Source organism: Pseudomonas sp. B21-032, assembly GCF_024748965.1.
In the GTDB taxonomy this organism is placed as follows: domain Bacteria; phylum Pseudomonadota; class Gammaproteobacteria; order Pseudomonadales; family Pseudomonadaceae; genus Aquipseudomonas.
In genome coordinates, this window is record NZ_CP087180.1 from 2066369 (window position 1) to 2081310 (window position 14942).

General features: G+C 63.4%; 12 protein-coding genes. 5 read left to right on the forward strand and 7 right to left on the reverse strand.

Going from position 1 to position 14942, the window contains the following annotated elements; translation table 11 throughout:
* Window position 1: 1 nt before the first annotated feature.
* Window positions 2–241: a DUF3203 family protein gene (locus tag LOY54_RS09495; RefSeq protein WP_045201370.1), complete on the reverse strand. Its 240-nt coding sequence runs from the start codon at window positions 239–241 to the stop codon at window positions 2–4.
* Between the two features lie 142 nt (window positions 242–383).
* On the opposite strand from LOY54_RS09495, the gene LOY54_RS09500 reads away from it, so the two are divergent.
* A complete protein-coding gene (locus tag LOY54_RS09500) occupies window positions 384–908 on the forward strand; it encodes an MgtC/SapB family protein (protein ID WP_045201371.1) in 525 nt (174 codons plus the stop codon).
* 537 nt (window positions 909–1445) lie between these two features.
* On the opposite strand, the gene LOY54_RS09505 is transcribed toward LOY54_RS09500, so the two are convergent.
* The 3 genes from LOY54_RS09505 to LOY54_RS09515 form a co-directional block, all read right to left on the reverse strand.
* Complete coding sequence (locus tag LOY54_RS09505) at window positions 1446–2345, reverse strand: hydroxymethylglutaryl-CoA lyase (protein ID WP_258610232.1); 900 nt, start codon at window positions 2343–2345, stop codon at window positions 1446–1448.
* Between the two features lie 19 nt (window positions 2346–2364).
* A complete protein-coding gene (locus LOY54_RS09510; protein ID WP_010226535.1) occupies window positions 2365–2766 on the reverse strand; it encodes a MerR family DNA-binding transcriptional regulator in 402 nt (133 codons plus the stop codon).
* A 94-nt stretch (window positions 2767–2860) separates the two neighbouring features.
* Window positions 2861–3790 carry a LysR family transcriptional regulator gene (locus tag LOY54_RS09515; protein WP_045201373.1) on the reverse strand — a complete coding sequence of 310 codons (930 nt, stop codon included), beginning with the start codon at window positions 3788–3790 and terminating at the stop codon, window positions 2861–2863.
* Window positions 3791–3928: 138 nt separating this feature from the next.
* Between LOY54_RS09515 and LOY54_RS09520 the strand changes: the two genes are divergently transcribed.
* Window positions 3929–5158, forward strand: coding sequence for an acyl-CoA dehydrogenase (locus LOY54_RS09520; RefSeq protein WP_258610233.1), 1230 nt, complete (start codon window positions 3929–3931; stop codon window positions 5156–5158).
* Here the strand turns inward: LOY54_RS09520 and LOY54_RS09525 are convergent.
* The 3 genes from LOY54_RS09525 to xthA all read right to left on the reverse strand — a co-directional run bounded on the left by LOY54_RS09525 (window position 5152) and on the right by xthA (window position 8637).
* Window positions 5152–6174, reverse strand: a complete 1023-nt coding sequence (locus LOY54_RS09525; protein WP_045201375.1) for a TerC family protein — start codon at window positions 6172–6174, stop codon at window positions 5152–5154. The genes LOY54_RS09520 and LOY54_RS09525 overlap by 7 nt on opposite strands.
* A gap of 165 nt (window positions 6175–6339) precedes the next feature.
* Complete coding sequence (locus tag LOY54_RS09530; RefSeq protein ID WP_093384943.1) at window positions 6340–7656, reverse strand: substrate-binding domain-containing protein; 1317 nt, start codon at window positions 7654–7656, stop codon at window positions 6340–6342.
* Between the two features lie 168 nt (window positions 7657–7824).
* Window positions 7825–8637, reverse strand: a complete 813-nt coding sequence (gene xthA / locus LOY54_RS09535) for an exodeoxyribonuclease III (protein ID WP_123567403.1) — start codon at window positions 8635–8637, stop codon at window positions 7825–7827.
* A gap of 162 nt (window positions 8638–8799) precedes the next feature.
* On the opposite strand from xthA, the gene LOY54_RS09540 reads away from it, so the two are divergent.
* From LOY54_RS09540 to LOY54_RS09550, 3 genes are all read left to right on the forward strand, one after another.
* Window positions 8800–9450, forward strand: a complete 651-nt coding sequence (locus LOY54_RS09540) for an N-acetyltransferase (protein ID WP_258610234.1) — start codon at window positions 8800–8802, stop codon at window positions 9448–9450.
* A 66-nt stretch (window positions 9451–9516) separates the two neighbouring features.
* Window positions 9517–11259: an autotransporter assembly complex family protein gene (locus LOY54_RS09545; RefSeq protein WP_045201379.1), complete on the forward strand. Its 1743-nt coding sequence runs from the start codon at window positions 9517–9519 to the stop codon at window positions 11257–11259.
* Complete coding sequence (locus tag LOY54_RS09550) at window positions 11256–14930, forward strand: translocation/assembly module TamB domain-containing protein (protein WP_258610235.1); 3675 nt, start codon at window positions 11256–11258, stop codon at window positions 14928–14930. Before LOY54_RS09545 ends, LOY54_RS09550 begins: the two co-directional genes overlap by 4 nt.
* Window positions 14931–14942: the final 12 nt, after the last annotated feature.

Sequence of the window (14942 nt, forward strand, 5' to 3'; positions counted from 1 at the left end):
CTCAGATTATCGAGCCTTGCTCGGTCTCCTTGAGGTGCCTGCGACCATCCACCGCACCCGCTACAGTGAGGGCATCGGCTTCCTGTTCGGTGATTGGCACGCGCTTGCCTTCGAGCTCGGCAACCGACATGCGCAAGGCCTCGTCGGTGACGATTCGCACCTGCGTGGCCTCGCCCTGGATGTGCATGTCATCGCTGATCAGGGTGCAGCGCTGGTTAGTGGTGTCGATTTCAATAGGCATGGCTGTGTCCTCTTTACTCGGGTCCTATGTGTGGGACCGCACGGGTGCAGGGGATGCTGGCAGCAACCGATCAGCGGTCGGCAGCGCACTTGCCGCCAGTGGCGTTGTCCATCGATTAATCCCTACTGCATGGACACAGCCCATGGACGCCTGGTGGCATCAAGTCTGGATCACCCTGGTGGCGGAATTTGCCGACATCACCGATGCCAAGCAGCTTACCCAGGTGACCGTGCGCCTGGTCATGGCGGCGCTGCTGGGCGCCATTCTCGGTTTTGAGCGCGAACTCAAGGGCAAGGCCGCCGGGGTGCGCACCCATATGCTGGTGGCCCTCGGCGCGGCGCTGTTCGTGCTGGTGCCGCGCATGGCCGGGGCCGACGATGCGGCGCTGAGCCGGGTGGTGCAGGGCATCGTCGCCGGTATCGGCTTTTTGGGTGCCGGCACCATTCTCAAGGGCCACGACCAGGATGCCGGGCACGTCAAGGGCCTGACCACGGCTGCGGGCTTGTGGATGACCGCGGCGATCGGTGTGGCGGCGGGCATGGGCCGGGAGGCCACGGCGGTGGTCAGCACGGTGCTGGCGTTGCTGGTATTGGGGGTGATGCCGCTGGTGGTCAATCGCTTCGAGAAGGACGACGAGGACGAAAACGAGGAGGGCAGGAAGCACTGAGGGGAGCCTAGGCTCCCCTCAAAGATTGTTGCGTGCTCTTTTTTTGTTATTGGAGGGCGGCCTGTTGTTGTTTTTGGCGACCGTTGCCTCTGTATCTTTGGCGATCCCCATCCGGGATCAAGAGCAAACGTATTTTTTTGAGCGCTGATCTACCTTCATCATTGCTGATCCAACCGTGACCTGCGCTACCTTGGGGTAGTTTTATTGTTCTGTGTCCGGTTGCGGGGCAAGCCCCTGGAAAGCACATCCTCTCCAAAAAAATCTGTTAGCTGCGCCTCTGTCGTGTTGTTCTTGTTATGTCAGAGTCGTTTCGTCTTATTTTTATTGGGTGTGTCGCACTTTTTATTGTTCTTGTACCTGAGATCTAGCAGGTGCCGTGCCAACTTTTTAAAACCCAATAAAATCAATGGCTTGAAGATTTTGCGGAAAAATCTCCTCGGGAAATTCTGTCGATTTGTTTCCGTGTTACCCGGAATTTCCCTGAAAAGTGCGGGGGCGGTAACACCCGCACGCAGATCAGCCTGTTACCGCTTGTGATTACTGTGCCTGACGGGCGCGAGCCACCCGCGAGCCGCTGGCGCGGCCCAGCACTTCACTGATACGCAAGCCCGCGGCAATCAAGCGCTGCAGGTCGATACCGGTGTCGATACCGAGGCCCTGGAGCATGTACAGCACGTCTTCGCTGGCAACGTTACCGCTGGCGCCTTTGGCATAGGGGCAGCCGCCGAGGCCCGCAACAGAGCTGTCGAACACACTGATGCCTTCAAGCAGGCTGGCATAGACGTTGGCCAGGGCCTGGCCGTAGGTGTCATGAAAGTGTCCGGCCAGCTGGGCGCGTGGCACCTGGGCGCCGACCACTTCGAACAGGCGCCGGGTTGCCCCGGGGGTGCCGGTGCCGATGGTGTCGCCCAGCGACACTTCATAGCAGCCCATGTCGAACAGCTCGCGGGCCACCGGGGCCACCTGCTCGGCGCTGACCGTGCCTTCATAGGGGCAACCCAGCACGCACGAGACATAACCGCGCACCCGCACCCCGTGCTGACGCGCCGCTTCGATGATCGGCACGAAGCGCTGCAGGCTGTCGCTGATCGAGCAGTTGATGTTGCGCTGGGAGAACGCCTCGGAGGCGGCGGCAAAGACGGCCACTTCCTTGACCCCGGCCGCCAGGGCATCTTCAAAACCGCGCAGGTTCGGCGCCAGCGCGGCGTAGGTCACCCCGTTGCGCTGCTGGATATTGGCAAACACTTCGGCGGAGCCGGCCATCTGTGGTACCCACTTGGGGGAAACGAAGCTGCCCACTTCTATATAAGAAAGGCCTGCCGCACTCAGGTCATCGACCAGGCGAACCTTGTCGGCCACGCTGATGGGCTGGGCTTCGTTTTGCAGGCCGTCGCGCGGGCCGACTTCGACCAGGCGGACTTTTTCAGGCAATGACATGGGCAGGATTCCTCAGGGCTCAATGGCTGTTTTTCTGGTTGTTCAAGGTCGCGGCCAGGGCTTGCTCGCAGCGCTCTTCGGCAGTGTCCAGCTCCAGTTGCATCTGCTGGATGTCGAGCAGTTGCTGTTCAAGCTGGGCGCGGCGTTCGGCGATCTTCGCCAGCATGCTGTGCAGTTGCTTGAGGTTGCCGCTGGACGGGTCATACAGCTCGATCAGTTCACGGCACTCGGCCAGGGAAAAACCAATGCGCTTGCCGCGCAGGATCAGCTTCAGGCTGACCTTGTCGCGAGCCGAATAGACCCGCTCCAGGCCGCGACGCTCCGGGCTGAGCAGGCCCTGTTCTTCATAGAAGCGAATGGCCCGGGTGGTGATGTCCAGCTCGCGGGACAGGTCGGAGATGCTGTAGGTCTGGCTGCTCATTGCTTGGCTCGGGAAAAGGGCATGGAGCTAAGCTAATTGCAGGTTGACGTATACGTCAAGCAAGGATTGGTGGGGCTTGCCCCGCCATAGCTCCCTACACCTCAGCCATGGCCGCCCGCTCATCCTGCGCCACCACACCCTGACACAGCTCGATGATCTGTTCGCGCATCCAGCGGTTGGCCGGGTCCTGGTCGGTGCTTTCGTGCCAGTACAGGTGGGTTTCCAGCGGCGGCACGTCCACCGGCAGGTTGACATGGTTGAGCTGGTGGCGGCGGGCGAAGCGCTCCGGCACGGTCATGACCATGTCGGTCTGCTGCAGTACTTGCGAGGCCATCAGGTAATGCTGGGAGCGCAGGGCGATCTTGCGCTGCACGCCCATCTTGCCCAGGGCCAGGTCGACATAGCCCAGGCCATTGCGGCGGCTGGAGATATGGATGTGGGTCATGCCCAGGTAGTCATCGAGGCTGAGCTTGTCCTTGAACAGCGGGTGGCCCTGGCGCATGGCGCACACATAGCGGTCTTGCATCAGCTTGACGTGGCGCACTTGCGGGTCGGTGTTGAGCGGCGCATCGACGGCAAAGTCCAGGCGCCCGGCGGCCAGTTCCTTGGTGGTTTCCCGGCGCTTGCACAAGAAGCTTTCGATCACCACCGCCGGCGCCAGGCGTCGCAGGCGCTGGAACAGCAGCGGCAGGATCACCGCCTCGGTGAGGTCGGTCATGCTGATACGAAAGGTCTTGCTGGCCTGCAGCGGGTTGAAGATGCGGCTCTCTTGCACCGACACGCGCAGCAGCGACAGGGCATTGCGCACCGGGCCGATGATGTTCTGCGCCATGGGCGTGGGCACCATGCCCTGGGCGGTGCGCACGAACAGCGGGTCGTTGAAGGTTTCGCGCAGGCGCGCCAGGGCGTTGGACACCGCCGGCTGGGTAATGCCGACGATCTGCCCGGCCCGGGTCAGGTTGGCTTCGGTGTAGATGGCATCGAAGACGATGAACAGATTCAGGTCGACCTTGCTCAGGTTCATGGGCGCTGCTCTTGTTGGTGTTATCCGTGGATCATATATCGGTTATGAATGTTTATACACGCCGAGAATAGACTAGGTGGATTTTACCGGCTGATCTAGGATCGATAACAGATCCCTTTTCCACTGAAGGTACTGCCCATGGATTTCGCCTATTCACCCAAGGTCCAGGCGCTGCGTGAACGTGTCACGGCGTTCATGGATGCCTATGTCTATCCCGCCGAAGCGGTGTTCGAGCGCCAGGTTGCCGAAGGCGATCGCTGGCAGCCGACCGCGATCATGGAAGCGCTCAAGGCCAAGGCCAAGGCCGAGGGTTTGTGGAACCTGTTTCTGCCGGAGTCGGAGCTGGGCGCGGGCCTGACCAACCTCGAATATGCCCCCCTGGCCGAGATCATGGGCCGCTCGTTGCTCGGCCCCGAGCCGTTCAACTGCTCGGCGCCGGACACCGGCAACATGGAAGTGCTGGTGCGCTACGCCAACGAAGAGCAGAAGCGCCAGTGGCTCGAACCGTTGCTGCGCGGTGACATCCGCTCGGCATTCGCCATGACCGAGCCGGACGTGGCCTCGTCCGACGCCACCAACATGGCCGCCCGCGCCGTGCGTGACGGTGACGAGTGGGTGATCAACGGCCGCAAGTGGTGGACCTCCGGCGCCTGCGACCCGCGCTGCAAGATCATGATCTTCATGGGCCTGAGCAACCCGCAAGGCCCGCGGCACCAGCAGCACTCGATGATCCTCGTGCCTACCGATACCCCCGGGGTAAAGATCGTCCGGCCGCTGCCGGTGTTCGGCTACGACGACGCGCCCCATGGCCACGCCGAAGTGCTGTTCGAGAACGTGCGCGTGCCTTACGAGAACGTGCTGCTCGGCGAGGGCCGCGGTTTCGAGATCGCCCAGGGGCGCCTGGGCCCGGGGCGCATCCACCACTGCATGCGTTCGATCGGCATGGCCGAGCGGGCCCTTGAGCTGATGTGCAAGCGCTCGGTGGAGCGTACCGCCTTCGGCCGGCCTCTGGCGCGCCTGGGGGGCAACGTCGACAAGATTGCCGATTCGCGGATGGAAATCGACATGGCCCGGCTGCTGACCCTCAAGGCTGCCTACATGATGGACACCGTCGGTAACAAGGTCGCCCGCAGCGAAATCGCCCAGATCAAGGTGGTGGCGCCGAACGTGGCGCTGAAGGTTATCGACCGGGCGATCCAGATCCACGGCGGCGCCGGTGTCTCGGGCGACTTCCCGTTGGCCTACATGTACGCCATGCAGCGCACCCTGCGCCTGGCCGACGGCCCGGACGAAGTGCACCGCGCGGCGATCGGCAAGTACGAGATCGGCAAGTACGTGCCCAAGGAAATGCTCCGTAGCAGTCATTGATGCTTGCCGTGCAAGTCCGCCTCCTTGTCGGCGGCGGGCTTGCCCTGTGCACGGGTCGAGAACAGTGAAACCAGCACGCCACCGCTGAGCAGGGCAATGGTCACCGCCAGTGACAGCATCGGCGGCACTGCACCGATCAGGCCGTGGTAGAAGATCTTGCCGCCAATGAACACCAGCACCAGCGCCAGCGCGTACTTGAGGTAGATGAAGCGGTGCATCAGCGCCGCCAGGGCAAAGTACAGCGCCCTTAACCCGAGAATCGCGAAGATGTTCGAGGTGTAGACAATGAACGGGTCCTGGGTGATGGCAAAGATCGCCGGCACGCTGTCGACGGCGAACACCAGGTCGGCCAGCTCGATCAGCACCAGGGCCAGGAACAACGGCGTGGCATAGCGCAGTGCCTTGCTCTGCCCGGGCGGGGTGATGTGCACGAAAAAGCGCGGGCCGTGGATCTCGTCGGTTACCCGCATATGACGCCGGACGAACTTCAGCACCGGGTTGTTGGCCAGGTCCGGGTGGGAATCTTCGCTGGAGAACAGCATCTTTACCCCGGTGAACAGCAGGAAGGCGCCGAACACGTAAAGGATCCACTCGAACTCCTGCACCAGCGCACTGCCCAGGCCGATCATGATCGCCCGCAGCACCACCACGCCGAGAATCCCCCAGAACAGCACCCGGTGCTGATAGCGGCGAGGGATGGCGAAGAAGCTGAAGATCATCGCCATGACGAACACGTTGTCCATCGACAACGACTGCTCGATGAGAAAGCCGGTGTAGAACTCCAGGGCCTTCTGCGCGCCCAGCTCGAACCACACCCACACGCCGAACAGCACCCCGACGCTGAAATAGCCGCCATACAGCAGCAGGCTCTCGCGCATTTCGATTTCGTGCAGCTTGCGGTGCAGCACGCCCAGGTCCAGTACCAGCAGGGTCAGAACGATGCCGAGAAAGGCCAGCCAGAACCACAGGCTGGTGCCGAGGAAGTCGTTGTCGAGAAATACCTGTAGAGCTGCCATGAGCCCCTCCTTAATGTCGACGTTGCTGAGCAACAGTGACTCCGACATGGCGGCTTGGCAGCCGTCAGAGGGGCCCGGCGTCACTAGGGACAAGCCTAGACCCGCAGAACCAGGGCGCCCAATCGAGGCTGTAACAATTGATTGCCCCGCCTGGCAGGCAGTGGCTCAGTAGACCCACACCTCGACCCGCCGATTGCGGATCCGCCCTTGTTCGGCGGTGTTCGCCGCCACTGGCAGTTCGTCACCCAGGCCGATTATTTCGCGCAACTCGACACCACTACGAGCCAGTTCCCGGCGCACTGCCATGGCCCGCAGCCGCGAGAGCAGGGCGGCGCGCTGCGGGTCATCCTTGGCATCACCAAAGCCCACCAGCACCACCCTGTTGCTCAGCTTGTGCTGCGCCTGCAGGTACTGGACTACCCGCTGCACATCGCGCAGGGCCTTGTTGTCGAGGCTGGCGTTACCCTCCTGGAAGCGAAAGTTGACCGACAGGCGCCGGGCATCATTGGCAAGGCCCAGGTAGCGGCGCGGCATGTCGGTACGGGGCTGAACCTTGATGCTCTGCACCTGCTGGCCGACGAAGCCGCTGCCGGTGACGATGGCCTGGCCCTGGGGGCTTTGGGCGAACTCGACCAAGGCGCGGGCCAGGGGGTTGGCCTGGCCGGGGGGCAAGTAAAAGAACAACCGGCGCGACAGCGGATAGTCTTCGCTGGCCACCAGCGCCGCTGTCGGCAACATGGCCCGGGACTCACCGTCGGCAATCGCCACGACCTTGGCGCCGTGCACCGTGGCCAGGCTGCTGAAGCCGATGGCCTGGCGATCGCCGAGCACCTGGCTGGCCAGTTGCTCCGCCGATTCGAAACGTTTGGTGTGGTCGGCCAGGGCTTGCCGTGCCGGGTCGAGGACCAGCGCTTTGAAGGTCTCGAAGGTGCCGGAGCGGTCATCGCGGGCGTACAGGTTGATCGGGCCGCTGCCGATGCCCAGTTGCTCCCAGCGGTCGATCTGCCCGCAGAAGATTTGCGCCAGCTGGGTGGTGGTCAATTGCGGCAGCGGGTTGTCGGGGTGGACGATCACCGCGACGCCGTCCAGGGCAATGATCTGCTCGGCGGCGGCACTGTTAAGGTCGCCCAGCGCTTGCAGCTCGTTCAGTTCGGCTGGCTTGATCGGACGTGAGGACGCCGCCAGCTCCGCTTGGCCGGATTTGAGTGCAGTGAAGCCAGTACTGGAACCGTGGGCGGCGATGTCGATGCGCAAGGCCTGGCCGTTGCTGTCCAGGGCACGGACCTGAAGCTCGTTGGCGGCGTCGCTGCTGACGATGCTGATGGCGCTGGCGCCTTGCTGCGCGAGCAAACCTGAGACCAGCGCCGGTGCCAGCGCGGCGCCGATGGTGTTGGAACCCTGAATACGCAATTGCGCCTGCGGGTCAGCGGCGCCAATCAGCGGGAGCAGGCAAAGCACAAGCAGGGAGAGGTGGCGCAACATGCCGTCTGGCACTCATGGGCAAAGGGTATGCCGGGAGATTAAGACAGCCATGTGACCGGGGGATGACAGGCTGTGGCAGGAGCGGGCTTGCCCCGCGATAGCATCATGCTGTGTGCCAGATCGCATCGCGGGGCAAGCCCGCTCCTACAAAGCCTGTGGGAGCGTTTATCAGTTCAATTCAAGCCAGATCGGCGCATGGTCCGAAGGCTTTTCCATGCCGCGCAGGTCATAGTCGACGCCGGCGTCCTTGATCCGCGGCAGCAGCGCCTGGGAGGCCATGATCAGGTCGATGCGCAGGCCGCGCTTGGGCTCGTCTTCAAAGCCGCGGCTGCGGTAGTCGAACCAGCTGAAACGGTCGGCGACTTCCGGGTGCAGGTGGCGGAAGCTGTCGACCAGGCCCCAGTTTTTCAGGCGCGCCATCCACTCGCGCTCTTCCGGCAGGAAGCTGCATTTACCGGTCTTCAGCCAGCGCTTGGCGTTGTCGGCGCCGATGCCGATGTCGCAGTCTTCTGGCGAAATGTTTACATCACCCATTACCAGCAACGGCTGGTCGTTCTGGAACTGGGTTTCCAGCAGTGCCTGCAGATCGCTGTAGAAACGCTGCTTGGCCGGGAACTTGGTCGGGTGGTCGCGGCTTTCGCCCTGTGGGAAGTAGCCGTTCATGATGGTGATCGGCGTGCCATCGGTATCGGCGAAGGTGCCCCAGATGAAGCGCCGTTGGGCGTCTTCTTCATCGCTGCTGAAGCCCTTGTGCAGGCTCAGTGGCGCCTGGCGCGAGAGCAGGGCGACGCCGTAGTGGCCCTTCTGGCCATGAAAGTGCACGTGATAACCCAGGGCCTGGACGTCGGCGAGCGGGAACTGCTCGTCGCTGACCTTGGTTTCCTGCAGGCCGATGACGTCGGGCTGGTGCTTTTCGATCAACGCCGCCAACTGGTGGGGCCGGGCGCGCAGGCCATTGATGTTGAACGAGACGATCTTCATGGGCAGCACAATCCTGGTAAAACCCAGGATGCTAGCCGACATCGGCGGCGCCGGCCAGCGTGGCGAGCCACTCGATAGGTTGCTAACCTGTGCCACGAGGTGAACGTTGGCACCGCGAACACCTCAAAGGCAATGAATGCCCATTTCCGGAGGTTTGCCAGCATGCCCGAATCGACTGCCGCACCGGCTGAAGTCCGTCTGCTCGATGGCGGCTACAGCCGCGAGGCGCGCTCCCTGCTGTATCACGCCTATCGCCACGAACCGACCTTTGCCTTTCTGTTCGAGGCCCAGCGTCCGGGGTTCGACCAGCGCATACGCGCCACGGTGCGCGAGTTGGTCAACCAGCATTTTCTCCAGGACCTGCCCGCCATCGGCCTGCTGGTCGAAGACCGGCTGGTCGGCATTGCCCTGATCGCCCCGCCGCAGCGACGCCTGGGCATCACCGAAAGCTGGGCCTGGCGCATGCGCATGGTGCTCAGCACCGGCTTTCGCTGCACCCGCCGCTATTTGGACTACCAGGCCGCACTGATGGCCTGTCTGCCCAGTGATGCGGTGCATGTGTTGCCACTGTTGGGGATCCATCCGCAGTTTCAGGGCAAGCACTACGGCGAACAATTGTTACAGGCTGTGCACGATTGGTGTGCCGTGGATGAGCATTCCGAGGGGGTGGTGCTGGACACCGGCAACGAGCACTACCTGGCGTTCTATCATCGACAGGGCTATCAGGAAATTGGCGAGATCGCTGTAGGACCGGTCCACGAACACGTGTTCTTTCACCCCAATCCGCAGTCGTCGCAACAGGCTTCGGCCTGAATTGCGTAACAGCGAGGAAAACCTCGGGCTCCATGCTGCCGCCAAGCTCTGGTAGCATCCGCGCCTATGACGTATTCAGGACGATTCACCTGCGGTTTGATTCTATGGGTTGCCAGCATCGGCGCGTATGCGCAAAGCGAGCTGGTGGTCCGGGTCAAACCTGCCAATAACGAACTCAAGGCCAATGTCGAAGGCTATATCGGCAGCCTTGGTAAACGCGATGAAGAGGCGCTGCTGCGCTTCAGCCGCGGCGCAGTCGAGCAGGCGCGCAAGGCCTCCCAGGCCCTGGGCTATTACCAGGCGCAGATCGATAGCGAGGTCAAGCCAGCGGCCAAGGCCGACAAGGGCCCGCAACTGGTATTGAGCATCGATCCCGGCGAGCCGGTGCACTTGCGTGATGTGACCATCCGTATCGACGGCCCGGCCAGCGAGCTCAAAGCCTTTCGCATTCCCGACAGCAAGGCGCTGCGCTCAGGCGCGGTGCTCAACCATGGCCATTACGAAGACGCCAAGCGCCTGATCCAGAACCAGGCCTCGCGCTATGGCTTTTTCAGCGGCCATTTCGTTCGCCAGCGCCTGGCGGTCGATCCCCAGGCCGGTGTCGCCGACATCGAGCTGATCTACGCCAGCGGTCCGCGCTACCGCCTGGGCAAGGTCAGCTTCGCCGGCGATACACCGCTCGATGAAGACCTGCTGCAACGCATGGTGCCGTTCAAGGCCGACACCCCCTACGATTCCGAGCTGATCGCCGAGCTCAACAACGCCCTGCAATCGAGCGGCTACTTCGAAGGCGTACGGGTCGATGCCGCGCCCACTGCCGCGGTCGAGCAGAGCATCCCGGTGGCTGTCCAACTCGACACCCGCAAGCCACGGACCATGGGCCTGGGCCTGGGTTTTTCGACCGACGTCGGGCCGCGCGGCAAGGCCAACTGGACCCGCCACTGGGTCAACCCGCAAGGCCATAGTTATGGCTGGGAGACCGAGCTGTCGGCGCCGCGGCAGAACGTCGGCCTGTGGTACGACATTCCGCTCGACCCGCCGCTGACCGACAAACTGCGTTTTGCCGGCGGCTACCAGAATGAAGAAATCGCCGGCACCGACACCGTGAGCAAGCTGCTCACGGTCGGCCCGGAATGGCACAGCAAACTGCCCAGCGGCTGGCAGCGGGTCATTTCGCTCAAGTACCAGCGCGAAGAGTACAAGCTCGGTGACGACTCGGGCCTGAGCAACCTGCTGATGCCCGGCATCAGCTATTCCTACCTGCGCAGTGACAACCGTATCGACCCGCACAACGGGTACCGCTTGCAGTTCGATGTACAGGCAGCCAAGGAGGGGCTGGTGTCCGACACCAACCTGCTGCACGCCAATGTGTTGCTCAAGGGCCTGACCACCCTCGGCCAGAACCATCGCTTCCTCGGCCGTGTGCAGTTCGGCGGTAGCGCCACCAACAGCTACAAGAATTCCGTTCCGCCGTCGCTGCGCTTCTTCGCAGGTGGTGACCAGAGCGTGCGGGGCTACGATTATCAGACCCTGTCGCCAAAGAACTCCGATGGCGATCGCATCGGCGGCCGTTACCTGGTGGCCGCCAGCGCCGAGTACCAGTATTCGGTTGCCGAGAAATGGCGGGTGGCGACCTTCGTCGACCAGGGCAACTCATTCAACAATCTGGAGCTTCCCAGCCTCAAGACCGGTGTCGGTATCGGTGTGCGCTGGGTGTCTCCGGTCGGGCCGCTGCGTCTGGATCTGGCCCGCGCGCTGGACGACGACGGCGGTTTGCGTTTGCACTTCTCCATGGGGCCGGAACTGTGAGTCGGGTTATCAAATTCATCGTTCTTGGCCTGCTGGCCTTGCTGCTGTTGCTGGTGCTGGGTGTCGGCCTGGTGCTCGGTACTCAGGCCGGCAGCCGCTGGGCACTGGGGCTGGTGCCGGGGCTGCAACTGGATAACTTTCAGGGCCGCCTGGCCGGGCAGTGGCAGGCCGAGCGCTTGCTGTGGGAACAAGGCGGCGATCGCGTCGAGCTGGTCGCGCCGGCATTGGCCTGGTCGCCGGCCTGCCTGCTGCGTATGACCCTGTGCATCGAGCAGCTGCAAGCCGATCAGGTCAACCTGGCCTTCGCCCCTGGCGAGCCGAAGCCCGACAGCGGGCCGTTGCAACTGCCGCAACTCAAGCTGCCGCTGGCCATTGAGCTTGGCAGTGTGCGCATCGGCCAGCTACGCCTGGATGGCAACGAACAGCTCAGCCAGTTGCAACTGGCCGCGCACTGGACCACCGGCGGGCTACAGATCGACAGCCTGCAACTGCAGCGCGATGATCTGAAGCTGAACCTGCAGGGCCTGCTCAAGCCCGAGGCCGATTGGCCGTTGCAGGCCCAGGGGCAACTGCAGTTGCCCAGTGTCGACGGGCAACCCTGGCAACTGGCGTTGCAGGTCGACGGCGACCTGCAGAAAACCCTCAAGCTCACGGCTGACAGCAGCGGTTATCTGCAAGCGCGCCTGAGCGGCGAGCTGCAGGCACTGGCGCAGAATCTGCCAGCGCAACTGCAGATCAGCAGCGAGGCGTTCAAACCTTCGGCCGCGCTGCCCGACACCTTGCAACTGAACCAGTTGCAACTGAGCGCCAAGGGCAACCTGCAAAACGGCTATCAACTGCTCGGTTCAGCCAGCCTGCCTGCCGAACAGGGCCCGGTGGCGCTCAAGCTGCAAGGCCGGGTTGATGCCAAGGGTGCAGAAGTCAGCGCCCTGGACCTCAGTGCCAGCGCCGAGCAGGCGCTCAAGCTCAAGGCCAAGGCCGACTGGCAGCAAGGCCTGAGCGCAGACGCCAGCATCGACTGGCTGGATTTTCCCTGGCTGCGCCTGTATCCCATGAACCCGGCACCGGAAGTTTCCCTGCGCCGCTTCACCGGCCAGGTGCAATACCGCGATGGCAACTACCAGGGCGAATTCAACGGCGACCTGGACGGCCCGGCAGGCACCTTCAGCCTCAGTAGCCCGTTCAAGGGCGACCTCAAGCAAGTCAGCCTGGCGCAGCTTCAGCTGAGCGCGGGCCAAGGCAAGGCCACCGGCAGTGTCGGCGTGCAGTTTGCCGATGGCCTGGCCTGGGATGCCGCGCTGGAGCTGTCGGCGTTGAACCCGGCGTACTGGCTGGCCGAGTTGCCCGGCACCCTGGCTGGCCCCTTGCGCAGCAAGGGCGAGATGAAAAACGGCGAGTTGCGTCTGGATGCCGAGCTTGACCTCAAGGGTCGACTGCGTGGCCAGCCCGCTGTGCTCAAAGCGCTGGCGCAAGGGGCAGGGCAGCAATGGACCCTGGGCACCCTGGACATCCGCCTGGGCGACAACCACATCAATGGCAGCGGCAGCCTGCAACAGCGTCTGGCCGGTCAGATCGATATCAACCTGCCACGCCTGGGCCAGCTCTGGCCGCAGCTGCAAGGCCAGGTCAAGGGCCGCCTGGAGGTTGCCGGTACCTTGCAGGCCCCCCAAGGCAGCTTCGTTCTGCAGGGCCAGCAACTGGCCCAGGCTGACAATCGCGTGCAGCGCCTGAGCCTGGATGCACGCCTGGACAACGCCCAACGTGCACTCATCGACCTTGAGGCCGGCAGTATTCGCCTGGGCGATACCAGCCTGGGGATGCTCACGGCCAAGGGCAGCGGTGATGTTCGTCAGCAAAAGCTGCAACTGGCCCTGGACGGGCCGCAGCTCAAGCTTGACCTGGGCCTGGATGGGCAACTGGACAAGGGCAACTGGCGCGGGCGCCTGGCAAGCGGCGAAATCCAGGCAGGTGGCCAGGACTGGCGCCTGCAGGCTCCGGCAAAACTGCAGCGCCTGGCCAGCGGCCAGGTGGAGTTCGGCGCCCATTGCTGGCGTTCCGGCCAGGCCAGCCTGTGCGGCGAAGACCAGCGCCTGGCGCCCGAGCCACGCCTGCGCTATCACCTCAAGCAGTTCCCGCTGCAGAGCCTGGCGCAGTGGCTGCCCAAGGATTTTGCCTGGCAGGGCCTGCTCAATGCCGACATCAACCTCGATGTGCCGGCCAGCGGGCCCAAGGGCACCATCCTCATCGATGCCAGCGGCGGCACCTTGCGCGTGCGTGAAAAGGACCAATGGCTGGACTTCCCGTACCAGACCCTGCGCCTGCAAAGCACCCTGGGCCCGCGGCGCATCGATACCCGCCTGGACTTTCACGGTGACAAGCTCGGCGAGCTGGCGGTCAATACCCGGCTTGACCCGTTGGCAAAGAACAAACCGTTGAGCGGTGACTTCCGCCTCAGCGGCCTGGACCTGGCCATCGGCCGTCCGTTTGCGCCGATGGTCGAGCGTTTGAATGGCCAGCTCAATGGCAGCGGGCGCCTGTCTGGCACTTTGCTGGCGCCTCAGGTCAATGGCAGCCTGAACCTTGTACATGGCGAAATCAGCGGTGCCGAGCTGCCGATCAGCCTTCAGGACCTGCAACTGCAAGCGTTGATCGCCGGCGAACAGGTCCAGCTCAACGGCAGCTGGAAAAGCGGCGAAAGCGGCCAGGGCAGCCTGAACGGGCAGATCGGCTGGGGCCAGGCCCTGGCTGTAAACCTGGCGCTGCAGGGCCAGCGCCTGCCGGTCAACGTCGAACCCTATGCGGCCCTCGAAGTGGCCCCGGACCTGAAAATCAGCCTGATTGACGACAAGCTTGCGGTGACTGGCAAGGTGCTGGTGCCCAAGGGCAAGATCACCGTGCGTGAACTGCCGCCGTCGACGGTCAAGGTCTCCGATGACACGGTGATCCTCGGTCACCAGACCGAGGAGGGCAAAGCGCCGATGGCCATGGCCATGGATATCGACGTGCAGGTGGGCCAGGACAAGCTCTCGTTCAGCGGCTTTGGCCTTACCGCCAACCTGCTCGGGCACGTGCATATCGGCGACAACCTCGATACCCGCGGCGAACTGAGCCTGGCCGATGGTCGCTACCGTGCCTATGGCCAGCGCCTGACCATCCGCCGTGCGCGCTTGCTGTTTGCCGGGCCCATCGATCAGCCGTACCTGGACATCGAGGCAATTCGCAGGACCGATGACGTGATTGCCGGCATCCGCTTGAGCGGCAGCGCCGAGCAGCCCACCACCCAGGTGTTCTCGGAGCCGGCCATGAGCCAGGAGCAGGCCTTGTCCTACCTGGTGCTCGGCCGGCCGCTGGGCACCACTGGCGAAGATAACAACATGCTCGCCGAAGCGGCGCTCGGCCTGGGCCTGGCGGGCAGTGCCGGGATCACCGGCAGCCTGGCCTCGAGCCTGGGCATCGATGACTTCCAGCTCGACACCCAGGGCAGCGGCAACAACACGGCGGTGGTCGCCAGCGGTAACCTGACCGAGCGCTTGAGCCTGCGTTACGGGGTGGGTGTGTTCGAGCCGGCCAACACCATCGCCTTGCGCTACAAGCTCAGTAAGAAGGTTTACCTGGAGGCGGCCAGTGGCCTGGCCAGCTCCCTGGATATCTTCTACAAACGTGATTTCTAGAGGCGCCAATGA

Bases quoted from the DNA above. Each gene is read 5' to 3' on its own strand.
- LOY54_RS09500 (WP_045201371.1), top strand. From the start codon at position 384: ATGGACGCCTGGTGGCATCAAGTCTGGATCACCCTGGTGGCGGAATTT.
- LOY54_RS09510 (WP_010226535.1), bottom strand. From the start codon at position 2,766: ATGAGCAGCCAGACCTACAGCATCTCCGACCTGTCCCGCGAGCTGGAC.
- LOY54_RS09505 (WP_258610232.1), bottom strand. From the start codon at position 2,345: ATGTCATTGCCTGAAAAAGTCCGCCTGGTCGAAGTCGGCCCGCGCGAC.
- LOY54_RS09520 (WP_258610233.1), top strand. From the start codon at position 3,929: ATGGATTTCGCCTATTCACCCAAGGTCCAGGCGCTGCGTGAACGTGTC.
- LOY54_RS09540 (WP_258610234.1), top strand. From the start codon at position 8,800: ATGCCCGAATCGACTGCCGCACCGGCTGAAGTCCGTCTGCTCGATGGC.
- LOY54_RS09545 (WP_045201379.1), top strand. From the start codon at position 9,517: ATGACGTATTCAGGACGATTCACCTGCGGTTTGATTCTATGGGTTGCC.
- LOY54_RS09525 (WP_045201375.1), bottom strand. From the start codon at position 6,174: ATGGCAGCTCTACAGGTATTTCTCGACAACGACTTCCTCGGCACCAGC.
- LOY54_RS09530 (WP_093384943.1), bottom strand. From the start codon at position 7,656: ATGTTGCGCCACCTCTCCCTGCTTGTGCTTTGCCTGCTCCCGCTGATT.
- xthA (WP_123567403.1), bottom strand. From the start codon at position 8,637: ATGAAGATCGTCTCGTTCAACATCAATGGCCTGCGCGCCCGGCCCCAC.
- LOY54_RS09515 (WP_045201373.1), bottom strand. From the start codon at position 3,790: ATGAACCTGAGCAAGGTCGACCTGAATCTGTTCATCGTCTTCGATGCC.
- LOY54_RS09495 (WP_045201370.1), bottom strand. From the start codon at position 241: ATGCCTATTGAAATCGACACCACTAACCAGCGCTGCACCCTGATCAGC.